This is a genomic window from Mycolicibacterium parafortuitum (genome assembly GCF_002086815.1).
In the GTDB taxonomy this organism is placed as follows: domain Bacteria; phylum Actinomycetota; class Actinomycetes; order Mycobacteriales; family Mycobacteriaceae; genus Mycobacterium; species Mycobacterium parafortuitum.
This window is the reverse complement of record NZ_MVID01000032.1, coordinates 43,910-66,416: the sequence shown is the minus strand read 5'-3', so window position 1 is coordinate 66,416 and position 22,507 is coordinate 43,910. Positions and strand designations below refer to the sequence as shown.

The following is a 22,507-nucleotide window of genomic DNA, read 5'->3' as shown; positions in this document are numbered from 1 at the left end:
TCGAGCTAGTTCATGAATCGTGCGATTCCCCCGGTCCGCAGCCGTTGGGCCGCCTTCGCCTGCCGGTATCCGAGTAGTCCGCCCGCGCCGGTGAGCAGCAGCATCCCGGCCACCCCGGGTATCGCCAGCGCCGCGATCTGGGACAGCCCGGCACCGCGCAGGTACTCGCCGTAACCGACCCGGCCCGCGGACGCCGGGAGGGTCACGCGGTTACCGGCCCCGGCGGGCATCGGGTCGCGCACAAGGGATTCGACCGTGGTCGACGCGCGCGGGGCCGCCGGGGCGGGCGCCGCCGCGCTCGCGCCGCCCGACGCGAACCCGGGCCCTGCCGCGGGTGCGGGCGCGGGGACCGGCGCGGGGACGGGATTGAAGCCGGCCGGCGCCGAGATCACGATCGGCACGTTGATCGGGACCTCGGATGCGTCGGCGGCGCCACCGACGCCGATGCCCGGAACGGTGTCCAGCACAGGCCGCTGCTGCTGCGGGCCCAGCGCCGGTGCGGCCACCGGCCCCGGCATGCCGACGGGCCGGTCTCTGTCGTCGTGTCCGGTCGACGAATTACGTGAGGGGCACGGCAGCTCCGGGTCCTCGCCACCGGTCCCGTCGGGGTCGGGGCGGGTAGGGGTGTCGTCCGGACCGCCGTCGTCGCCGCCCTCGGCCCTGCCTCGTTCGGGAGCTTTCGGCCGGCGGGGTTGGCGGGGCGGCTCGGCGGCGGGTTCGGTGCCTGCGCCGGGGCTGTCGTGCTCGGCGCCCGCGCCCGGATCGGCACCCGCCCCCGGATCGGCGCCGGCGCCGGCCGTGCCACCGACCAGCAGACCGGAGGCAATCACGCAGGCCGCTGCGGCGATCCGCACACGCGAACCCACGTCGTCACCACCCTTCGGCGGACCCGACGCCGCCAGCCCCTGATGTCGGACGATTCTCGCACAGACCCGCGCCGTCGTTTGCTGCCCGACAGAGAAAAGTCCAGCACCGGGGAGCGCGACCACCATGTCCCGTGCTGGACGATAGTGTTGGTCACCGTCGCCGCCGCACCCCGGCGGTGCTGCCGACGAGACGAATGGGAGGCCGCAGGGATGGCTCTGTTCAAGCGACGCAAATCCCGCGCGACCCGCAAGGCCGAAGCCCGCGCGATCAAAGCCAAGGCCAAGCTCGAAGCGAAGCTGTCGGCGAAGAACGAGGTACGCCGCTTCAAAGCCGAGCAGAAGGCCCAGAACCGCGCCCTCAAAGCGCAGCTGCGAGCCCAGCGCGACAGCGACCGTACCGCCTTGAAGGTTGCTGAGACCGAGCTCAAGGCTGTTCGCGAGGGCAAGCTGTTCTCCCCCACCAAGGTTCGCCGGGCGCTGACGGTGTCCCGTTTGCTGGCACCGGTGGTCATCCCGCTGGTGTACCGCGCGTCGATCGCCGCACGCGGCCTGATCGACGAGCGCCGCGCCGATCAGCTGGGCGTCCCGCTGAGCCAGCTCGGGCAGTTCTCCGGCCACGGCGCACAGCTGTCGGCACGCATCGCCGGCGCCGAGCAGTCGCTGCGGGTGCTGATCGAGAAGCGCCCGAAAGACGCCGAGACCAAACAGTTCGTCACCGCGATCAACGAGCGGCTCAGCGATCTCGCCGCGGCCGTCACCGCCGCCGAGAACATGCCGTCGGCGCGCAGGCGCTCCGCACACGCCGCGATCGCCGAGCAACTCGACGGGATCGACGCCGATCTGATGGCGCGTCTCGGCGTCGCCTGATGACGGCGATTCCGCGTGCCCGGCACGCCCTGACGCTGGTGCTGCTGGTCCTCGGCCTGATCGCGGGTGGGTTCGGATTCGCCGCCACCGCGGGCGCGCACGCAGCGCTGATCGGCAGTGACCCGGCCGACGGCGCCGAACTCGCGCAGCAGCCCACGCGGATCAGTGCGACCTTCAACGAGCCGATGCAGCCGCAGTTCGCGGCGATGACCGTGATCGGCCCCGACGGCGCCCTGTGGTCCGACGGGGAACCGACCGTCGACGGCGCGGTGATCAGCGTCGCAGTGCGCTCCGGCGGCCCGGCGGGCACCTACACGGTGAACTACCGCGCCACCTCGGCCGACGGACACGTCGTCAAGGGGTCGTGGGGGTACCGCGTGCTGACCGCCCCGCAGACCGGCGCCGCCCCCGCCGCCACCCCCGAAACCACCGCCACGCCGGCCGTTCCCGCTGCCGCGCCCGAGTCTGACGAGATGCCGGTGTGGCCGTTCGTCGCAGGCGTCACCGTGATCGTGGCGGCCGGGGCGCTGTGGGCGGTCCGACGCCGATCCTGACCCGGTACCGCGCGGCGGCCGGCGGGGCGCTGGTCGTCGTCGCGGCCTGCGTGTTGTCGTGGGCGCTGGCGTATCCGGCGAGCGACCTGGGCGCATCGCTGGCGCGCACGGTGACCGACGCTGCCGCGGTCGTCACCCTGGGCTTGGCGGCGGTGCCGCTGCTGGAGGGGCCGCGTCACCGGCGCGAATTGCGGCAGCGCGGTGTTCCCGCGCTGGTGGCGGCGTCGGCCACCTGGGTGATCGCCGAACTGGTCCGGCTGACGCTGGCAGCCGCCGAGGCCGCGGGCCGCTCCGTCACCGATCTCGGTGTGCAGACCGCGGTGAGCTATGCGACGGACACCGCGGCCGGGCGCGCCGGCCTGCTGACGGTGCTCGCCGCGGCGGTGGTGTGCGCCGTGACCGCGACGCGCCCGCATGCCGATTGGGCGGCGCCCGTCTCGGTCGGCGCCGCCGCGGTCGGCGTGGTCGGGCACCCGTTGACCGGCCATCTGGCCGACAGTCCCGTCGGCGGGGTCGCGGTCGCGGTGCATGCGCTGACGGCCGCGCTGTGGTGCGGCGTGCTCGCCGGGCTGGTGCTGACGGTCGACCATCGCGGTCAGTGGGCCCGGGTGCTGCCCGGGTTCTCCCGGCTGTCGCTGACGTGCGTCGCGGCGCTGCTGGTCGGCGGTCTGATCGGCGGCGTGCTGATGCTCGACGCACCGGACGAGCTGTTCACGACCGGGTACGGGCGGGTGCTGACGGCGAAAGTGCTGCTGACCGTCGCGCTGGTGGTGCTCGGCTGGCGCAATCGCGAGTTCTGGCTTCCCGCGGCGCGCACGCACCGCAGCACGGCCGGTTTCTCGCGTTCACGCGCGGGCCTGGAGCTCGCGCTGATGGCGGTCGCGCTGGCCGCCGCGGCGACGCTGTCGGTGACCGGCTGACACTGAAGAAGGCGCGCGTTGGCGACCTGGCATGATGGTCGCCATGCCAGACCAGCCGGACGGGCACGACGAAAGTCCCGATACCGCAACCCCACCGGTTCCGCCGGCGACCCCGCCGGCGGAGAATGCCCCCGCGAAGAAGGCCGCCCCGGCCAAGAAAGCGGCGCCCGCGAAGAAACCCGCCGCGGCGAAGAAGACTCCCGCGAAGAAGGCGGCCCCGGCAAAGAAGGCCGCGCCCGCCAAGAAAGCCGCACCCGCCAAGAAAGCGGCGCCGACCAAGAAAGCGGCCGATCAGCCGGTCGCGGACCTGACGTCCGCCGCGAAGGAAGCTGCGGCGCAGGCGAAGTCGACTGTCGCCACCGCCAGCACCGCCGTCACGAGCCCGGTGCCCGCACCGCCCGCCGAGCCGGACTCGTCGCGTCTGCCGATCGCCGCAGCAGTCATCGCCGGTGTACTCGCGCTGGTGATCGTGCTGCTGGCTGCCCGCCGCAACAGCGCCGACTGACAGGAACACCCGACGTGACCGTCACGCCCCGCCCCACCGCAGACCTCGTCGACGAGATCGGCCCGGACGTCCGCAGCTGTGATCTGCAGTTCCGGCAGTTCGGCGGCAGGTCCGAGTTCGCCGGACCGATCACCACGGTGCGGTGCTTCGAGGACAACGCGTTGCTGAAGTCCGTGCTGTCCGAACCCGGCGATGGCGGGGTGCTCGTCATCGACGGCGACGGTTCGGTGCACACCGCGCTCGTCGGCGACGTGATCGCCGAACTGGGCCGCTCCAACGGCTGGTCCGGCCTGATCGTCAACGGCGCGGTGCGCGACGCGTCCACGCTGCGCACGCTCGACATCGGCATCAAGGCGCTCGGCACCAATCCGCGGAAAAGCACCAAGACCGGAGACGGCGAGCGCGACGCGGTCGTCGAGTTCGGCGGGGTGGTGTTCACCCCGGGTGACATCGCCTACAGCGACGACGACGGGATCGTCGTAGTTTCTGCAGGCTAGTCGTCCCTGCAGGCTAGTCGTCAGACGGTGACCGGCGACCGCGCGCTGGTGAACTCCAAGGCGTCGTCGTCGATCTTTCCGGTGCGGATCACCCGCAGGTCCACGAGATAGTTCTGCTTGAGCCGCCACGGCGCCTTCGACCCGGACTTCGGCAGCTGGTCGAGGGCCCGTTTGATGTAGCCCGAGGTCAGGTCGACGAACGGGAGCCGCTCGACGTCGCTGCCCGGCTCACGCGGAACGACGGTGTCATACCCGTTCTCGTCCATGTACTTCAGCAGCCGGCTGACGTACTCCGAGGTCAGGTCCGCCTTGAGCGTCCACGAGGCGTTGGTGTAGCCGAAGGTGAACGCCATGTTCGGCACGTTCGACAGCATCATCCCCTTGTACGCCACCGAATCGGCGAGATCCTGGGGAGTCCCGTTGCGCAGCACCTCGGCGCCACCGAAGAACTGCACGTTCAAACCTGTTGCGGTGACGATGATGTCGGCGTCGAGGTGCGCGCCTGAGGTCAGTTGGATGCCGGTGGCGGTGAACCGGTCGATGGTGTCGGTGACGACGTCCGCCTTGCCCTTGCGGATGGCCTTGAACAGGTCCCCGTTCGGGGCCAGGCAGACGCGCTGGTCCCAGGGCTTGTAGTCGGGCGAGAAGTGCTTGTCGTAGTCGAAGCCGTCCGGGAGCCGGCGTTCCGCCATGGTGCGCAACGCTTTTCGGAATGTGTTCGGCAGAGCGCGGGCCACCTGGTACTGCGCGGTGGCCTGCAGGATCGCCTTCCAGCGCACGATCCGGTAGGCGGTCTTCTCCGGCAGCAGCCGGTAGGCGCGCGCGGCGAAGGGGTCCTTGTCCGGCAGCGAGCCGATGTAGGTCGGGGTGCGCTGCAGCATGGTCACATGCCCGGCCCCTTTGTCGACCAGCGCCGGGATCAGCGTGATCGCGGTCGCGCCGCTGCCGATCACGACGACCTTCTTGCCTTGGTAGTCAAGGTCTTCCGGCCAGTGCTGGGGGTGCACCAGCGTGCCGCCGAATTCGTCGGCGCCGGGGAACTCCGGAGAGAATCCCTCGTCGTAGTTGTAATAGCCGCTGCACGCCCACAGGAAGCCGGCGTGCAGTTCGAACCGCTCGCCGTCGCGCTCGATCGTCAGCTCCCACCGGCGGTTCTCGTCGGACCAGTTCGCGGTGACCACCTTGTGGCCGTAGCGGATGTGATCGGCGATGCCGTTCTCGGTCGCGGCTTCGTCGAGGTAGTTCCAGATCGACGGGCCGTCGGCGATCATCTGATCGGTCGCCCACGGCTTGAAGTGGAATCCGAGCGTGTACATGTCGGAGTCCGAACGGATGCCGGGGTACTTGAAGAGATCCCAGGTGCCGCCCAGCTTGTCGCGGCGCTCCAGGATCGCGAACTGCTTACCCGGGGCGTTGCGCTGCAGATGCCAGGCCGCACTGATGCCGGAGATGCCGGCTCCGACGATGACTACGTCGACAAATTCGGTCATGGCGTCAAGCTATCAACGCTGTGTCGAATACGTCAACACCCTGTCGAAAGAATCGACGGCGTGTAAAGTCTGCGGCGTGACCACGGTAGGACAAGCCCGCCCGTCGCGCGGCAGGCGCGCCCCGCGCCCCTCCGGCGACGACCGCGAGCTGGCGATCCTGGAGACGGCCGAGCGCCTGCTCGAGCAGCGCCCACTCGCCGAGATCTCGGTCGACGACCTGGCCAAGGGTGCAGGCATCTCCCGACCGACGTTCTACTTCTACTTCCCGTCCAAGGACGCGGTGCTGCACAGCCTGCTGGAGCGCGTGATCGCCGACGCGGATGCCGCGTTGGCGCATCTGATCGCGAACCCGCCCGACGACCGCCGGCTGATCTGGCGCAACGGCATCAACGTCTTCGTCGAGACGTTCGGCGCCCACCGCGCGGTGTGCGCGGCGGCGAGCGCGGCCAAGGCCACCGACACCGCGTCGCGCGATCTGTGGGCGACGTCGATGCAGCGCTGGATCGACCACATCGCCGGCGTGATCGAGACCGAGCGGGCGCGCGGCGCCGCACCGGTCACGCTGCCCGCCCGCGAGCTGGCCACCGCACTGAACCTGATGAACGAGGCGGTGATGGTGTCGGCGTTCGTCGGGCACTCCCCGGCGCTTCCCGACGACCGCGTGCTCGACAACCTCGTGCACATATGGGTCACCAGCATCTACGGCGAGACGACCTGAGCTGTCGGTCCCCGATGCGAACATATGTTCGTGTCCGGCACCCCGGCAGCCATCCTGCACGCTGATCTCGACTCGTTCTACGCGTCGGTCGAGCAGCGCGACGATCCGTCGCTGCGCGGCCGCCCGGTGATCGTCGGCGGCGGGGTGGTGCTCGCCGCCAGCTATGAAGCGAAGGCCTTCGGCGTCCGCACCGCGATGGGCGGGCGCCAGGCGCACGCGCTGTGCCCGCACGCGATCGTCGTGCCGCCGCGCATGTCGGCCTACTCGGCCGCCAGCGACGCGGTGTTCGAGGTGTTCCGGGACACCACTCCACTCGTCGAACCGGTGTCGGTCGACGAGGCGTTCCTGGACGTGTCGGGGCTGGGCCGGGTGTCGGGGACACCGGTCCAGATCGGCGCACGGCTGCGCGAGCGGGTGCGCGACGAGGTCGGTCTGCCGATCACCGTCGGGATCGCGCGCACCAAGTTCCTCGCCAAGGTCGCCAGCCAGGAAGCCAAACCCGACGGTCTGCTCCTGGTTCCGCCCGACCGGGAACTGGCGTTCCTGCATCCGCTGCCGGTGCGGCGGCTGTGGGGCGTCGGCGCCAAGACCGCCGACAAACTGCGCGCCCACGGCATCGAGACCGTCGCCGACGTCGCCGAACTGAGCGAGACCACGCTGGGCTCACTGGTCGGCGGTGCGATGGGCAGGCAACTGTTCGCGTTGTCGCACAACGTCGATCGGCGGCGGGTGGTCACCGGCCGGCGGCGGCGTTCGGTGGGGGCACAGCGCGCGCTCGGACGCTCCGGCAGTTCCCTGTCGGCCGCCGAGATCGACGCGGTCGTGGTCAACCTGGTCGACCGCATCACCCGCCGTATGCGCGCCTCCGACCGTACGGGCCGGACGGTGGTGCTGCGCTTACGATTCGGCGACTTCACCCGGGTGACACGGTCGCACACGATGGCACGGGCGACGGCGTCGACCGAGGCGATCCTGGCCGCGGCGCGCCGGTTGGTCGCCGACGCCGGTCCGCTGATCGCCGAGCGCGGGCTGACACTGGTCGGGTTCGCGGTGTCCAACATCGACCGCGACGGCGCCCAGCAGCTGGAGCTGCCGTTCGCCGATGCGGACTGCCGGGATTCGTTGCCGATCGATCTGGCCATCGACCAGGTGCGCGGGCGCTACGGCACCTCGGCGCTCACCCGCGGCGTGCTGCTGGGACGTGACCCGGGGTTGGAGATGCCGATGCTTCCGGACTGACGCGACCGTTGACCTCAAGAATGGTTCAGGTTCTAGGGTCCTCCCATGGCACCAAATCCGTTGGGAAGATTCGGATTCACGATCGACGTGACGGCCGACCACCTGGCCGACGCGTCGGCGATCGAGGGACTCGGGTTCGGCACACTCTGGGTGAACGGCGGCCAGCTCGATCGTCTTGACCGATTGACCGATCTGTTGGCCGCGACGCACACCGTCACCGTCGGGTCGGCGATCATCCCGCCGGACGTATACGCGGCGACCGACGTCGCCCGACTCTTCACCGCCGCGGAGACCCTCGCACCCGGCAGGCTCATGGTCGGATTGGGCACATCGCACAGACCCCACGCGCTGACCCTGATGGGTGAGTATCTCGACGCTCTGGACGCCGTGCCGCGCGAGCGCAGGCTCCTCGCCGCGTTCGGCGACCGGGCGCTGGAACTGGCCCGCGCGCGCTGCGCCGGAGCACTGCCGATGTTGTTCACCCCCGCCCTGATCACCCGAGCACGGGAGATCCTCGGCGAGGACCGGGTGCTGGCGGTCGGCCTGTTCGCCGTGCTGAGCAGCGACCGGCACCAGGCCAGAGCCCTCGCCCGCGAGCCGCTGAGCTTCCTGTCCACGATGCCGAGTTACCAGAGATCATTTGCCCGTCAAGGCTTCTCAGTCGACGACGTCGACACGGTCAGCGATCGCCTGGTGGACACCTTGGTGGCCTGCGGCACCGCGAGCGAGGTCGCCGCCCATGCCGAACGTCTGCTCTCGGCCGGGGCGGACCACGTCAACCTGCAGGTGCTCGGCTCCGGTGACCTGCCGACCGGGCGCACCGCGGCCGCGCTGCTGGCCGAGGCACTCACCTGACCCACGGGCGGTCTGTCAGGCGCGCGTCCAGGCCAGCAGGTCCTCGACCGCCCAGGTGTTGACGATCCGTTCGGGTTCCAGGCCGGCGTCCAACGCACGCTGGGCGCCGTAGCCGAGAAACTCCAGCTGTCCGGGGGCGTGCGAATCGGTGTCGATCGAGAAGAGACAGCCGATCTCCATCGCGAGGGTGAGCAGGCGGGTGGGCGGATCCCGGCGCTCCGGCCGGGAGTTGATCTCAACGGCGGTTCCCGCGTCGCGGCACAGGCCGAAGACCTTCTCGGCGTCGAACTTCGATTCGGGGCGCACGCCACGCCCGCCCGTGACGAGCCGCCCGGTGCAGTGCCCGAGCACATCGGTGTGCGGGTTGGCGACCGCTTTGAGCATCCGCCGGGTCATCGCGGCCTCGTCCATCGCGAGCTTCGAGTGCACGCTGGCCACCACGATGTCGAGGCGTTCGAGCAGCTCGTCCTCCTGATCCAGCGAGCCGTCCTCGAGGATGTCGACCTCGATGCCGGTCAGGATCCGCATGGGGGCGACGAGTTCGCGGATCTCGTCGATCACGTCGAGTTGCTCGCGCAGCCGTTCCGCGGACAGGCCGTTGGCGACCCGCAGGCGCGGCGAGTGGTCGGTCAGCGCGCAGTACTCGTGGCCGAGGTCGCGGGCCGCGGTCATCATCTCCTCGATCGGCGCCGACCCGTCCGACCAGTTCGAATGCACGTGCAGGTCACCACGCAGGGCGGCCCGGATGTCCCCGCCGCCCAGATCCTCGGCGGTCTGCCGCAATTCGACCAGCGCATCGGGTTCCTGACCGGCCCAGGCCTGCGCGATCACTTTGGCCGTCTTCGGGCCGATCCTCGGCAGCGACTGCCAGCTGTTGGCGGCACCGTGTTTGTCGCGCTGCTCCGCGGTCAGCGACTCGATCACATCCGCGGCGTTGCGGTAGGCCATCACCCGGCGCGGATCTTCTCGGGCGCGGTCCTTGTAGTACGCGATCTGGCGCAGCGCGATGACCGGGTCCATGTCCTCCAGTGTGCCCGGAGTGGGCGCGAAAACTTCCGTCGTGACCCCCTCGGTGACCGCGTTACGGTCGAGCCAGGGAGGAGTTTCGTGGGCACAGCGCAAGACTTGATGGACATCGGCGACGGTGTCCGCAGTGCCGTCGTGGATGCACCGAGCCTGGTCGGCAACATCGCGACCGGCGACGTGCACGGCGCGGTGACCGACGCCAGGAACCTGCTCGGCGACGTGACCGGGGTCGGGCAGGGTCTGCAGCACCTCGGTGTTCGGCTCGGCGAGGTGCCGACGCGGTACCTCGGCGCGATGGTCAAGCTCGCCGATTCGAAAATCCTGGCCGTCACCCAGCTGGTCATCGAGGGCGAGAAGGCGCTGACCGGGTCCGGCGATCCCGAAGTCGGCTCCGGATTTCGCGAGTCGGCCGGCCACCTCGACGACGCACTGAAAACGGTCGCCGCCGCGGACCCCGCCGACGATCAATGGGACGGCAGCGCGGCCGCGGCCTACAGGAACGTCAACAATGTGCACCGCAGACGCATATCTGCGACGCAGGTGACGGATTCGACGATCGCCCGCATCCTGAGCCGGCAGGCCGCTCAGGTGATCCAGACGCGGCAGACACTCGACGAGGCGTCCCAGTATCTCTACGACTTCGGCCTGACCACCGCATGGATGAACTTCGTCCCGCCGCTGGCGGCGGCGAAAGCGGCACTCGACATGACGGCTGCCGCAGTGGCGCTCGACATGACGGCGTCGTCGATGCGGGATCTGGCCGCGACCTCGTTGCACAGCGCCTGGCTGATCCGGCAGGTCGAACAGGACTACCGCACAGCCCTCAAGGCCATCCACCACGAAGATACGGCCGATGTGGACGACGAGACACGCGGACCGTGTGGCACGCTGATCCGGCAAAGGGATGATCTCGACGATCGTCCGACTCGCGTCGCGAACCCGGACACGTACGAGGTGCCCGACATCGACTTCCCCTGGGGCCCGGCAGCCACGCCATACACCAAAGCCGATGCACCGCAAGCTCGTTCGCGTGCCGTTCCGCCGCGCACACCCGGCGTCCCGGCGCGCACACCCGGCGTCCCGCCGGCACCCTCCCCAGCCGTGCGCGCCCGCCCCGCCGAAACCAGCGGCACCGGGACCGGGCGGGCACCGCTGCGCGGCAGCCCGAACACACCCCACCGGAAGAGGCCCCGATGACCAACCCCGAACGCAACCTCAACGTGCTGACCTGCCACCTCGGCCATCTCGCCAAACAACATCGGCACGCCGCAGACCAACTCACCGGCGCGAACCGGGCCGCAGCCCCTGCCGCGGCATCGATCCTGCACACCCACGGGCTGGTGTGCGCCGCGACGAGTGCGGCGATGTCGTCAGCCGATGACGCCCGAAACGAATTGGGCACCAGACTGTTCCAGAAATCGACCGAGCTGTCGGCGAAACTCACCACTGCCGCGGCCAACTACGAGAACACGGACTACCTGACGGGCAAGCAGGTCGGCGGGCAGTGCCACCTGTGACGAATCCGGCGCGTCGGGCGCACGCTGGTCCAGCTGTCCGACGATGGGACCGAACTGATGTCGCTGGTGGCGCCTATCCGATAGGTCGGCCGGGATCGCGCCCGGTCAGCCCGACCACCCGGTCGAGCAGAGGTGCGTGCTCGGGTACCGGCACGGCTGGGCCGAACAACCCCTCAATCGGTTCCGCGGTGAAGGTTGCGACGTGGCCGTGCACGGCCGCCAACGTCTCCTCCCCCGGCGCGTCGTAATCCAGACCCGCCGACACCGCAAGGTCCCAGCCGTGCACGACGACCTCGGTCAGCGCGATCATGCCGCCGACGTCGGCCGGGAAGTCCACGCTCCCGGCGCGCGACATCCCCTGCCACGCCCCGGGCTCACGCCACGCCGCGGCCAGCGCGGCAAGACGCGCGGGATAGGTCTGGCGCCAGTCAGGCTCCGGGGCGTCGACGATCTCGGGAGGGGTGTCGGTCAGCGGACCGAAGTCCTTGCGCGCCGCCGCTTCGAAAGCGAGTGCCAGCCCGCCGATGTGGGCGACGAGGGCGCCCAGGTTCATCTCCGCACACGGGGTCGCCGCACCGAGTTGGTCATCGTTCACCTGGCCCAACAACCGGGAGACCGCCGCACAGGATGCCGTCATATCGATCATGCCCATACCGACCACCAGGAAGCTCACAACTCATCGGCCTACCCTTGACAGGGTGAGATTCGCGTTCAAGACATCACCGCAGAACACCACCTGGCCCGACATGCTCGAGATCTGGAAGACCGCCGACGACATCGACGTCTTCGAATCGGGCTGGACCTTCGACCACTTCTACCCGATCTTCTCCGACTCCACCGGTCCGTGCCTGGAGGGATGGACCACGCTGACCGCGCTGGCCCAGGCGACCACGCGACTGCGCGTCGGAGTGCTCGTCACCGGCATCCACTACCGGCACCCCGCGGTGCTGGCCAACATGGCGTCGGCGCTGGACATCGTGTCCAACGGCCGTCTCGAGCTCGGCATCGGCGCCGGCTGGAACGAGGAGGAATCAGGCGCCTACGGCATCGAACTGGGCAGCATCAAGGAGCGCTTCGACCGCTTCGAGGAGGCCTGCCAGGTGCTGCGGGGGCTGCTGTCCCAGGAGACGACGACGTTCGACGGCAAGTTCTACCAACTCAAGGACGCCCGCAACGAGCCGAAAGGCCCGCAGCAGCCCCATCCGCCGATCTGTATCGGCGGCAGCGGCGAGAAGCGCACGCTGCGGATCACCGCCCAGTACGCCGACCACTGGAACTTCGTCGGCGGCACCCCGGAGGAGTTCGCCCGCAAGCGCGACGTGCTCGCCGGGCACTGCGCCGACATCGGCCGGGACCCGAAAGAGATCACGCTGTCAGCCCATGTGCGCCTCGACCAGGACCACGACATCGACAAGGTGATCGCCGAAGCGGCCGCACTCGGTGAGGAGGGTCTGGACCTCGCGATCATCTATCTGCCACCGCCCTACGATCCCTCGGTCCTGGAACCGCTGGCCGAAAAGATCGGGTCCTCCGGGCTGCTGGACGGCGACGCCCGCGGCTGATCACGAAACGATAACGGTTCGGCAAACCACCCATTCCGCCGCCGGCCAGGCGTCGAAACAGCCGGGACGAGTTCGCTAGACGCCGAAGCGGAGCAGTTCGTCCGCGGTGATCAGGCGTTCGGCTTTGGCGGGATACTCACGGCTCTTGACCGGGTGGCGTAGCAATGTCCAGGCAATTCGACCCACCCTTGTCCGGGTAATCGGGCTGCGACTCATGGCGATTACTCCTGCGGTGCGTAATAGCTGAACCGGGGAGCCACATTACCCCAGCCCTCTCACCAAGTCATTAGACGCCCGGCCACCGGCAAACTTCCGCAGGCACGCCGATCAATGATCGGATGTTTTTGGAGTGACTGGTGTGACGGATGGGGTCGAGACGAGGCCTACCGCTGGACCTACCGCTGGACCTATCGGCTCTTCGCGCAAGCCCCTACCGCTGCGGCACGGCCGTCGGCTTGATCGGCGCCGGCAGCGCCGTGCTCCCCATCAGGTACTTGTCCACCGCTGACGCCGCCGCACGGCCCTCCGCGATCGCCCACACGATCAGCGACTGTCCGCGACCCATATCACCGGCAACGTAGACACCGGGCACCGTCGTCGCGAACACGGAATCCCGCGAGACGTTGCCGCGCTCGCTGAACTCCACCCCGAGATCGGTCAGCAGCCCCTCGCGCTCCGGACCCGTGAAGCCCATCGCCAGGAGCACCAGGTCGGCGTCCATCTCGAAGTCGGTGCCGTCGATCTTCTCGAACTTGCCCGCCTTCATCTCGACCTCGTGGCCGCGCAGCTTGGTGACCTTGCCGTCCTCTCCGAGGAACTGCTCGGTGTTCACCGAGTACACGCGCTCGCCACCCTCTTCGTGGGCAGACGTGACGCGGAACATCAGCGGGTAGGTCGGCCACGGCGTCGAGTCCGCACGCGTCTCGGGCGGCCGAGGCATGATCTCGAACTGGTGCACGCTGGCCGCACCCTGACGGTTCGCGGTGCCCAGGCAGTCGGCGCCGGTGTCCCCGCCGCCGATGATGATGACCTTTTTGCCCTTGGCCGTGATCGGCGGCTGGCCGTCCTCGTCGATGACGGGATCGCCGAGCTGCACGCGGTTGGCCCACGGCAGGTACTCCATCGCCTGGTAGATGCCTTCGAGCTCACGGCCGGGGATCGGCAGATCCCGGCGCGCGGTCGCGCCGCCGGCGAGCACCACCGCGTCGAACTCCGAACGCAGCTGCGCCGCGGTGATGTCCACCCCGACGTTCACGCCGGTGCGGAATTCCGTTCCCTCGGCCCGCATCTGGTCGAGGCGACGGTCGATGTGGCGCTTCTCCATCTTGAACTCGGGGATGCCGTAGCGCAGCAGACCGCCGATGCGGTCGTCACGCTCGAACACCGTGACCTTGTGCCCGGCCCGGGTGAGCTGCTGTGCCGCAGCCAACCCCGCGGGTCCCGAGCCGACGACCGCGACGGTCTTGCCGGTCAGCTTGGTCGGCGGGAGCGGGACCACCCAGCCCTCGTCGAAGGCCTTGTCGATAATCTCGACCTCGACCTGCTTGATGGTCACCGGATCCTGGTTGATGCCGAGCACGCACGAGCCCTCGCACGGCGCCGGACACAGCCGGCCGGTGAACTCCGGGAAGTTGTTGGTCGCGTGCAACCGCTCGATCGCGTCGCGCCAGCGGTCGGTGCGGACCAGGTCGTTCCACTCCGGGATCAGGTTACCCAGCGGGCAACCGTTGTGGCAGAACGGGATACCGCAGTCCATGCAGCGGCCGGCCTGGGCCTTGAGCGTGTCGAGGGAGAAGTCCTCGTACACCTCGTGCCAGTCCTTGAGCCGCAGATCGACGGGGCGCCGCTTGGGCGTCTCGCGGTGGGTGACCTTCATGAAGCCGCGCGGATCAGCCATTTGCGGCCGCCATGATCGCCTCGGCGACACCGTTCTCGTCGGCGCCGGCCCGTTCCGCTTCGGCGATCGCCTCCAGGACGCGCTTGTAGTCGCGCGGCATCACCTTCTTGAAGTGCACCAGTTCACCGTTCCAATCGGCCAGGATCCGTTGCCCCACCGCGGAATCGGTGGCATCAACGTGCGCCTGGATCATGCCGTGGACGAACACGGCGTCTTCTGAGTCGCTATCTCCGAGGCTCTCGAGCTCAACCATCTCGGCGTTGAGGTTTCCGGCGAGCGTGTCGTGCGGGTCGTACACATAGCCGATGCCACCGGACATACCCGCGGCGAAGTTGCGGCCGGTCGGGCCCAGGATCACCACGCGGCCACCGGTCATGTACTCGCAGCCGTGGTCGCCGACACCCTCGACCACCGCGTGGGCACCGGAGTTGCGCACCGCGAACCGCTCACCCACCTGGCCGCGCAGGAACATCTCGCCGCTGGTGGCGCCGAACAGCACCACGTTTCCGGCGATGATGTTGTCCTCGGCGACATAGTCCGCGGGTGCGTTGTCCGACGGACGCACCACGACGCGGCCACCCGACAGGCCCTTGCCGACGTAGTCGTTCGCGTCGCCGTAGACCCGCAGCGTGACGCCCTTGGGGACGAACGCGCCGAAGCTGTTGCCGGCCGAACCCTCGAACGTGATGTCGATGGTTCCGTCCGGAAGCCCCTGGCCCCCATAGGCTTTGGTGACCTCGTGGCCGAGCATCGTGCCGACGGTGCGGTTGACGTTGGCGATCGTCGTCGAGAAGCGCACCGGGGTACCGTGGTCGATCGCTTCCCGGCTCTGCGTGATGAGCTGCTGGTCGAGCGCCTTGTCCAGACCGTGGTCCTGACCGGAGCTGCAGTACAGATCCTGGTTCATGAACGCCGAGTCGGGCTCGTGCAGCACCGGAGTCAGGTCGAGCTTGTGCGCCTTCCAGTGCGCGGCAGCCTGGGTGGTGTCCAGCGCGCCGACCTGGCCGACCATCTCGTTGACGGTCCGGAAGCCCAACTGCGCCATCAGTTCCCGGACTTCCTCGGCGATGAAGAGGAAGAAGTTCTCGACGAACTCCGGCTTGCCGTTGAAACGCTGACGCAGCAGCGGGTTCTGCGTGGCGACACCGACCGGGCAGGTGTCGAGATGACACACCCGCATCATGATGCAGCCCGACACCACCAGCGGGGCGGTCGCGAAGCCGAACTCCTCGGCGCCGAGCAGCGCGGCGACCACCACGTCGCGGCCGGTCTTGAGCTGCCCGTCGACCTGCACGACGATGCGGTCACGCAGACCGTTGAGCAGCAGCGTCTGCTGGGTCTCGGCCAGACCGAGTTCCCACGGCGCGCCCGCGTGCTTCATCGACGTCAGCGGGGTCGCACCGGTGCCACCGTCGTGCCCGGAGATCAGCACCACGTCGGCGTGCGCTTTGGACACGCCGGCCGCCACCGTGCCGACGCCGTTCTCCGACACCAGCTTCACGTGCACGCGGGCCTGCGGGTTGGCGTTCTTCAGGTCGTGGATCAGCTGCGCGAGATCCTCGATCGAGTAGATGTCGTGGTGCGGCGGCGGGGAGATCAGGCCCACACCCGGCGTGGAGTGGCGCACCTCGGCCACCCACGGGTAGACCTTGTGCCCCGGAAGCTGGCCGCCCTCACCGGGTTTGGCGCCCTGGGCCATCTTGATCTGGATGTCGGTGCAGTTGGTCAGGTAGTGGCTCGTGACACCGAACCGTCCCGAGGCCACCTGCTTGATCGCGCTGCGACGCCAGTCGCCGTTCTCGTCGTGGTCGAAGCGGTTGACGTTCTCGCCGCCCTCACCCGAGTTCGACCGTCCGCCGAGCCGATTCATCGCGATCGCGAGCGTCTCGTGAGCCTCGGCGGAGATGGAGCCGTAGCTCATCGCACCGGTGGAGAAGCGTTTGACGATCTCGCTGGCCGGTTCGACCTCCTCGATCGGCACCGGCTGGCGCACCCCGTCACGGAACTTCAGCAGACCGCGCAGCGAGGCCATCCGCTCGCTCTGGTCGTCGACGAGCTTGGTGTACTCCTTGAAGACCGAGTACTGCCCCGTGCGCGTCGAGTGCTGCAGCTTGAACACCGTGTCCGGGTTGAACAGGTGGTACTCACCCTCGCGGCGCCACTGGTACTCACCGCCGACCTCAAGCTCGCGGTGTGCCCACTCGTCGGGGCGGTCCAGGTAGGCCAGCGCGTGCCGGGCGGCGATGTCGGCGGCGATGTCGTCGAGGTCGATGCCGCCGACCGGGCAGGTCAGTCCGGTGAAGTAGTCGTCGAGCACCTGCTGGTTGATGCCGATGGCCTGGAACAGCTGGGCGCCGGTGTAGGACGCGAGCGTGGAGATGCCCATCTTCGACATCACCTTCAGCACACCCTTGCCCGCGGCCTTGACGTAGTTGGCCTTGGCCTGGTCGCTGCTGATGCCGCTGATGACACCCCGGTCGACCATGTCCTCGATCGACTCGAACGCCATGTACGGGTTGATCGCGGCGGCACCGAAGCCGCACAGCGCGGCCATGTGGTGCACCTCGCGGGCGTCACCGGCCTCGACGATCAGCCCGACCTGGGTGCGGGTGCGTTCGCGCACCAGGTGGTGGTGGACGGCGGACACGCTCAGCAGCGACGGGATCGGCGCCAGCTGCTCGTCGGATTCGCGGTCGGAGAGCACGATGATGCGGGCGCCCTCGCGGATCGCCGACGACACCTTGGCGCGGACGTTGTCGAGCGCCTCCTTGAGCCCCTGGCCGCCCCGGTTGACCGGGTACAGGCAGCGGATCACCGCGGCGCGCATCCCGTGCTTGTGGCCGCGGATCTCGTGGTCGGGGTCGACGCAGATCAGTTTCGACAGCTCGGCGTTGCGCAGGATCGGCTGGGGCAGCACGATCTGGCGACACGATTCCGGCCCGGGGTTGAGCAGGTCGCCCTCGGGGCCCATGGCGCCCTGCAGGCTGGTCACGACCTCTTCCCGGATGGCGTCCAGGGGCGGGTTGGTGACCTGCGCGAACAGCTGCTGGAAGTAGTCGTAGAGCATCCGGGGGCGCGCGGAGAGCACCGCGATGGGGGTGTCGGTACCCATCGAGCCGAGGGCTTCGGCGCCGGTGCGCGCCATCGGCGCCACCAGCAGGTTGAGCTCCTCGTAGGTGTAGCCGAAGATCTGCTGGCGCAGCACCACACGGTGGTGGGGCATCCGGACGTAGTCGCCCTGGGGCAGCTCGTCGAGCTGGAACAGGCCCGCGTCGAGCCACTCCTGGTAGGGGTGCTCGGCGGCGAGCTGGGCCTTGATCTCCTCGTCGTCGACGATGCGGCCCTGGGCGGTGTCGACGAGGAACATGCGGCCGGGCTGCAGGCGCATCTTCTTGACGACGGTGGACTGGTCGAGGTCGAGCACGCCGGCCTCCGAGGCCATCACGACCAGGCCGTCGGCGGTGACCCAGATCCGGGAGGGGCGCAGGCCGTTGCGGTCGAGCACGGCGCCGATCACGGTGCCGTCGGTGAAGCACACCGCGGCGGGGCCGTCCCACGGCTCCATCAGGGAGTCGTGGAACTCATAAAATGCTCGCCGACGCCCGTCCATTTTTTCGTGGCGTTCCCACGCCTCGGGGATCATCATCAGCACCGCGTGCGGCAGGCTGCGGCCGCCGAGGTGGAGCAGTTCGAGCACCTCGTCGAAGCGCGCGGTGTCCGATGCGCCGGGGGTGCAGATCGGGGTGATCTTGTCGAGGTCGGCCTTGGTGCCGAATATGTCGGTCTTGATCAGCGCCTCACGGGCCCGCATCCAGTTCTCGTTGCCGGTGACGGTGTTGATCTCGCCGTTGTGGGCGACGCGGCGGAACGGGTGGGCGAGCGGCCAGGACGGGAACGTGTTGGTCGAGAACCGCGAGTGCACGATGCCCAGCGCGCTGGTCATCCGCTCGTCCTGCAGGTCCAGGTAGAACGCCTTGAGCTGCGGGGTGGTCAGCATGCCCTTGTAGACGAAGGTCTGTCCGGACAGGCTCGGGAAGTACACGGTCTCGCGGCCGGGGCCGTCCTGACCCGGGCCCTTGGTGCCGAGTTCGTGCTCGGCACGCTTGCGCACGACGTAGGCGCGCCGCTCCAGGTCCATGCCGGAGGCGCCGCCGAGGAAGATCTGCCGGAACGTCGGCATCGCGTCGCGGGCCAGCGCACCCAGCGACGAATCGTCGGTCGGCACGTCGCGCCAGCCCAGCACCTGCAGGCCCTCGGCCTCGGCGATCTTCTCGACCGATTCGCACGCGGTCGCCGCGTCCTTGGAGGACTGCGGCAGGAACGCGATGCCGGTGGCGTAGCTACCCGCCTCGGGCAGTTCGAAGTCGCAGACCTCGCGGAAGAACTCGTCGGGCACCTGCAGCAGGATTCCCGCACCGTCGCCGGTGTTGGGTTCGGCGCCCTGGGCGCCGCGGTGCTCGAGGTTCAGCAGCGCCGTGATCGCCTTCTCCACGATGTCGCGGCTGCGACGTCCGTGCATGTCGGCGACCATCGCCACACCACAGGAGTCGTGCTCGAACGCGGGGTCATAAAGGCCTTGACGACTGGGCGCCATTCCCACCTACCTCTGAGTGCACACTTCTCGGCTGCAAAGTTACGGAGGGCAACAGAGGCCGAGAGTGTTAGCCGGTCTGGCGGAGGAGGCACCTTCGTGCAGCACTGAACGACGGCCCTTTTCCCACGCGCCACGAGTGTTGAAAACGATATGACAAAAGGCCCCTGACATGCCAACTTAGCCCGACCTAACTAAGTTCGCCGGGTCGGCGGCGGCGAAAATTCGCCGGCGTCCACATCACAAGTGAATAACGTTGCCGCGCCGCCGTTTTCGCTTTCAAGAAATCGGGCCCGGCGATGCCGGCGGAATGCCGGGACCTGGGACGCCGCCGGGGCAAAGTTTGCTGACCATCCCCAACGTAGGGTTTGCGCTGCAGCGACTGAGGCTGGGCGATTTGCGCAAAGACTTGCCGGATTCTTAGAGAACGCTGAAGGGCCCCTTTCCCATGACGGCGCAGGTCTGGCAAACGCCCCGCGTCGCCAAAGCCGTTGCGCTGCGACGAGTTTGCCGTCTGAGATACCCCAGCGGGGTATCACGGCGCCAAGATGGCGGCAGGCTGCAGGGATGCCGTACCCGCTGAACACGCCGCTGGGCCGATTCGGGATCGAGACGTTCGAGGAAGGCGCGGACCGCTGTGTCGCGTCCATCCCCGTCGGAGGGCTGCGCAATCCCGTCACCGGCGCGCCGACCATCGCACCGATGGCGATGCTGGTCGACCACATCGGCGGCCTGATCAACCACGCCCGGCGCGGACCCGACCAGTGGACCGTCTCCAGCGAACTGTCGCTGGAGGTCGCCCCGGACGCCGCCGACGTCATCGCCGCCGCCGGTGACGCGACGGTGGTCGGGGTGGCGCGCCCGCTGGGCGGCCAGGGCGTCGCCGCGCTGGGCACCTGCGAACTCGCCATCGGCGACCACACCGTCGCGACGGCGACGGTCCGGTCGTTCTACATCACCGTGCCGGCGACGCTGGCGTCCTGGCCGACCGAGCCCGGCGGTTCACTGCCCGGGCCCGAGCTGCGCGATCTGATGACGGTCAGCGTGGGCGAAACCGGCGGCGCCGCAACGGTGTTGGTGCAGGGCGACGATCCCGTGCTGAACAACAGTGTCGGGGCGGTACACGGCGGCGTGTCGTCGATGGGGCTGGAACTGGTGGGCTCGGCGGCGGTGAACCGGGACCCGTCGGGGCCCGCGTACCGCACGGCATCGCTGCGGGTGAACTTCCTGCGGCCGTTCCACGGCGGCGGGGAGGCCCACTACCGGGCCAGGCATTCCCACCTCGGCCGCAGCAGCGGTGTGGCCGAAGCGGAGGCGGTGGGCCGCGACGGCCGGGTGGCGCTGATCGCGCGGCTGACCGCGTACCGCTGACCCCGCACAGAGATACCGCCGGGGAGTTCCCCGGCCACCCGGTTAGGGCCGGTTCACTCCCCGACGGCAGTCTCAGTCGCCTTGGCGGCTCAGCTCTTCTTGGCCTTCGCGGCCGCGCCCTTCTCGGTGTCGGCGCCCGCGTTGGCCAGCTGGCCACCGGAGTTCTCCAGGTGCGCCCGCACGAACCACTGGAACTTCTCCAGCTCCGCGGCGTGCCCGATCAGCATGTCCTCCGACACCGGGTCGAGCTCACCGATGCGCTCGATGGACTTCCTGGTGTCCTCGATCACGCCGGTGTACACGAGGTCGAGGGCGGCCAGATGGGCCTGCACGGTGTCGCGGTTGACCGAGTAGTCGTCCCAGGTGCGGTCTTTGATGATCGCGCCGGGGGTACCCAACGGTGCGGCGCCCAGCGCGGCGATCCGTTCGGCTGCTTCGTCGGCGTATCCGCGGACGAGCTCGACCTGCGGGTCGATCATCTCGTGGACGCCGATGAAGTTGGGGCCCACCACATTCCAGTGGACATGCTTGAGCGTCAGATGCAGGTCGTTGTACCTGCTGAGCGCTTTCTGCAGCAGCTCGGCGACTTCGGCTCCCTGCTTGTCGGTGAGGCCGGGAACGGTGAACGCAGTCATAGATTGCTCCTTCGCACGATCGACTGTCCCGGCCCGGGTACCCGGGGCTGTGGGCAGATAACCACCGGTGACGTCGAGGTCACAGATCGGCGAGCCGCGGGATCGACAGCCGCGGCCCGAAGCGGGGGTGCAGCATCATGCCGCTGACCTCCAGCAGACGCACCGCGCGGTGGCGGTGCGGTCGCAGCGGTTCCAAAAGCTCCACCATCTCGGCGTCGTCGATCGGATGCCCGAGCAGGGTCCACCCGACCATCTTGGCCAGGTGGTAATCGCCGACCGAGAGTGCGTCGGCGTCGCCGAACGCCCGCTGCGCGGTCTCGGCGGCCGTCCAGATCCCGACGCCCGGCAGCGACATCATCGCGGTGCGCGCGGCCTCGGGTGTGCGGGTGACCAGCCGTTCCAGCGCATCGGCACGCTGGGCGCAGCCGACCACCGTGCGGGCCCGGCCGGGGTCGACGTTCGCGAGGTGGAATTTCCACGACGGGATCCGTCGCCACGCCTCGGGGGTGGGCGGAGTCCGCAGGTGGGCGGGCGCGGGGCCGGGCGCCGGGGCGCCGTACTCGGTGACCAGCTGGCGCCAGGCGCGGCGGGCGTCCTTGCCGACGACGCGCTGCTCCAGGATCGCCGGGATCAGCGCCTCCAACACCCGCCCGGTGCGTCCCAGCCGCAGGTGCGGCGCCTTCGCCGCCGCCCGCGCGACCGTCGGTTCGTCGGGCGCGAAACCGGCGTCGTCGTCGGCGCCGAGCAACGCGGGCAGGGTGTCGATGAACTCGGCGGCTCCCGGTCCCCACGCTTCGCAGTCGACGACGCCGGGCGCGCTGCGGCTGATCCGCGCGGTGACCGGTCCGCTGCGCATCAGGCTGGTCCGCCAGATCGAGCCGTCGGCGGCGTCGTGGTAGCACGGGTCGGCCCGGCCACGGCGCAGCGGGGACAGCGTCCAGCCCGGATTGGCCGGCCCGGGGAACACGACGCTGGCCGTACGGGGCATCACGCCAGGTTAGGCGTCGACGGTGACGTCGGCCTTGTCCGGATAGAACGCGACGTACCCGGCGATCTCCGCGACGGCCGGATACGGGTCACGGTAGGTCCAGACCGCGTCCTCGACGGTGCTCCCACCTGCGGTGACGTGGAAGTAGCCGGCGTCGCCCTTGTACGGGCAGTACGACGTGGTGTCGCTGGAGGTGAGCCGGCCCGCCACCACGTCCGAGAGCGGGATGTATTGCACGGCAGGATAGCTGGCTTCCTGCAGGGTCAGCGCCGAGTCGGTCTCGGCGACGGTCTCGCCGTTGACGCGGACCACCACGTGCCTGCCGGTCGGCACGACGGTGATGGGATGCGACGCCGAGGGCTCGCGTGGCTCACGGGATTCGTGGGCGGGGTGTTCGGTCATGACTCCA

General features: G+C 69.2%; 21 protein-coding genes. 12 read left to right on the top strand and 9 right to left on the bottom strand.

What is annotated here, in order from left to right:
- Window positions 1–5 precede the first annotated feature (5 nt).
- A complete protein-coding gene (locus BST38_RS25375) occupies window positions 6–866 on the bottom strand; it encodes a hypothetical protein (protein ID WP_083146254.1) in 861 nt (286 codons plus the stop codon).
- 210 nt (window positions 867–1,076) lie between these two features.
- Between BST38_RS25375 and BST38_RS25370 the strand changes: the two genes are divergently transcribed.
- The 5 genes from BST38_RS25370 to rraA are packed head-to-tail and all read left to right on the top strand — an operon-like array spanning window position 1,077 to window position 4,209.
- Complete coding sequence (locus tag BST38_RS25370) at window positions 1,077–1,733, top strand: DUF6474 family protein (protein ID WP_083146253.1); 657 nt, start codon at window positions 1,077–1,079, stop codon at window positions 1,731–1,733.
- The gene (locus BST38_RS25365) at window positions 1,733–2,287 is read left to right on the top strand and encodes a copper resistance CopC family protein (RefSeq protein ID WP_083146252.1); all 555 of its coding nucleotides are present in this window, start codon (window positions 1,733–1,735) and stop codon (window positions 2,285–2,287) included. Before BST38_RS25370 ends, BST38_RS25365 begins: the two co-directional genes overlap by 1 nt.
- Complete coding sequence (locus BST38_RS25360) at window positions 2,263–3,207, top strand: CopD family protein (RefSeq protein ID WP_237160913.1); 945 nt, start codon at window positions 2,263–2,265, stop codon at window positions 3,205–3,207. Before BST38_RS25365 ends, BST38_RS25360 begins: the two co-directional genes overlap by 25 nt.
- A gap of 43 nt (window positions 3,208–3,250) precedes the next feature.
- Window positions 3,251–3,712 (top strand): hypothetical protein, encoded by a 462-nt coding sequence (locus tag BST38_RS25355; RefSeq protein ID WP_083146275.1) that lies wholly within the window; start codon window positions 3,251–3,253, stop codon window positions 3,710–3,712.
- 14 nt (window positions 3,713–3,726) lie between these two features.
- Window positions 3,727–4,209 (top strand): ribonuclease E activity regulator RraA, encoded by a 483-nt coding sequence (gene rraA / locus BST38_RS25350; RefSeq protein WP_083146251.1) that lies wholly within the window; start codon window positions 3,727–3,729, stop codon window positions 4,207–4,209.
- Window positions 4,210–4,229: 20 nt separating this feature from the next.
- Here rraA and BST38_RS25345 read toward each other — a convergent pair whose 3' ends face one another.
- Window positions 4,230–5,699, bottom strand: coding sequence for a flavin-containing monooxygenase (locus BST38_RS25345; protein ID WP_083146250.1), 1,470 nt, complete (start codon window positions 5,697–5,699; stop codon window positions 4,230–4,232).
- Window positions 5,700–5,775: 76 nt separating this feature from the next.
- On the opposite strand from BST38_RS25345, the gene BST38_RS25340 reads away from it, so the two are divergent.
- From BST38_RS25340 to BST38_RS25330, 3 genes are read left to right on the top strand one after another with little or no spacing between them, the layout of a single operon-like run.
- On the top strand, window positions 5,776–6,417 hold the full coding sequence (locus BST38_RS25340) for a TetR/AcrR family transcriptional regulator (protein WP_083146249.1): 642 nt from the start codon (window positions 5,776–5,778) through the stop codon (window positions 6,415–6,417).
- A gap of 24 nt (window positions 6,418–6,441) precedes the next feature.
- Window positions 6,442–7,656 (top strand): DNA polymerase IV, encoded by a 1,215-nt coding sequence (gene dinB, locus BST38_RS25335; RefSeq protein WP_083146248.1) that lies wholly within the window; start codon window positions 6,442–6,444, stop codon window positions 7,654–7,656.
- 45 nt (window positions 7,657–7,701) lie between these two features.
- Complete coding sequence (locus BST38_RS25330) at window positions 7,702–8,511, top strand: TIGR03620 family F420-dependent LLM class oxidoreductase (protein WP_083146247.1); 810 nt, start codon at window positions 7,702–7,704, stop codon at window positions 8,509–8,511.
- Between the two features lie 15 nt (window positions 8,512–8,526).
- On the opposite strand, the gene BST38_RS25325 is transcribed toward BST38_RS25330, so the two are convergent.
- Complete coding sequence (locus BST38_RS25325) at window positions 8,527–9,531, bottom strand: PHP domain-containing protein (RefSeq protein WP_083146246.1); 1,005 nt, start codon at window positions 9,529–9,531, stop codon at window positions 8,527–8,529.
- A gap of 87 nt (window positions 9,532–9,618) precedes the next feature.
- On the opposite strand from BST38_RS25325, the gene BST38_RS25320 reads away from it, so the two are divergent.
- Together BST38_RS25320 and BST38_RS25315 are read left to right on the top strand one after the other, a co-directional pair.
- Complete coding sequence (locus BST38_RS25320; protein WP_133057264.1) at window positions 9,619–10,734, top strand: EspA/EspE family type VII secretion system effector; 1,116 nt, start codon at window positions 9,619–9,621, stop codon at window positions 10,732–10,734.
- Entirely contained in the window at window positions 10,731–11,054 is a 324-nt protein-coding gene (locus tag BST38_RS25315) for an ESX-1 secretion-associated protein (RefSeq protein WP_083146244.1), read from the top strand. The genes BST38_RS25320 and BST38_RS25315 overlap by 4 nt, the downstream gene beginning before the upstream one ends.
- A 73-nt stretch (window positions 11,055–11,127) precedes the next feature.
- Here the strand turns inward: BST38_RS25315 and BST38_RS25310 are convergent, their stop codons facing one another.
- Window positions 11,128–11,700, bottom strand: a complete 573-nt coding sequence (locus BST38_RS25310; protein WP_083146274.1) for a TIGR03086 family metal-binding protein — start codon at window positions 11,698–11,700, stop codon at window positions 11,128–11,130.
- A gap of 52 nt (window positions 11,701–11,752) precedes the next feature.
- Between BST38_RS25310 and BST38_RS25305 the strand changes: the two genes are divergently transcribed.
- The gene (locus tag BST38_RS25305) at window positions 11,753–12,616 is read left to right on the top strand and encodes an LLM class F420-dependent oxidoreductase (RefSeq protein WP_083146243.1); all 864 of its coding nucleotides are present in this window, start codon (window positions 11,753–11,755) and stop codon (window positions 12,614–12,616) included.
- A 430-nt stretch (window positions 12,617–13,046) separates the two neighbouring features.
- Here BST38_RS25305 and BST38_RS25300 read toward each other — a convergent pair whose 3' ends face one another.
- Window positions 13,047–14,513, bottom strand: a complete 1,467-nt coding sequence (locus BST38_RS25300; RefSeq protein WP_083146242.1) for a glutamate synthase subunit beta — start codon at window positions 14,511–14,513, stop codon at window positions 13,047–13,049.
- Window positions 14,506–19,107: a glutamate synthase large subunit gene (gene gltB / locus BST38_RS25295; RefSeq protein ID WP_083146241.1), complete on the bottom strand. Its 4,602-nt coding sequence runs from the start codon at window positions 19,105–19,107 to the stop codon at window positions 14,506–14,508. Before gltB ends, BST38_RS25300 begins: the two co-directional genes overlap by 8 nt.
- Window positions 19,108–19,671: 564 nt before the next feature.
- Between gltB and BST38_RS25290 the strand changes: the two genes are divergently transcribed.
- Complete coding sequence (locus BST38_RS25290; protein ID WP_083146240.1) at window positions 19,672–20,475, top strand: PaaI family thioesterase; 804 nt, start codon at window positions 19,672–19,674, stop codon at window positions 20,473–20,475.
- 89 nt (window positions 20,476–20,564) lie between these two features.
- On the opposite strand, the gene BST38_RS25285 is transcribed toward BST38_RS25290, so the two are convergent.
- The 3 genes from BST38_RS25285 to BST38_RS25275 all read right to left on the bottom strand — a co-directional run bounded on the left by BST38_RS25285 (window position 20,565) and on the right by BST38_RS25275 (window position 22,500).
- The gene (locus BST38_RS25285; RefSeq protein ID WP_083146239.1) at window positions 20,565–21,110 is read right to left on the bottom strand and encodes a Dps family protein; all 546 of its coding nucleotides are present in this window, start codon (window positions 21,108–21,110) and stop codon (window positions 20,565–20,567) included.
- A 79-nt stretch (window positions 21,111–21,189) separates the two neighbouring features.
- Window positions 21,190–22,098: a DNA-3-methyladenine glycosylase family protein gene (locus BST38_RS25280; protein WP_083146238.1), complete on the bottom strand. Its 909-nt coding sequence runs from the start codon at window positions 22,096–22,098 to the stop codon at window positions 21,190–21,192.
- A 9-nt stretch (window positions 22,099–22,107) separates the two neighbouring features.
- Entirely contained in the window at window positions 22,108–22,500 is a 393-nt protein-coding gene (locus BST38_RS25275; RefSeq protein WP_083146237.1) for a DUF427 domain-containing protein, read from the bottom strand.
- Window positions 22,501–22,507 lie beyond the last annotated feature (7 nt).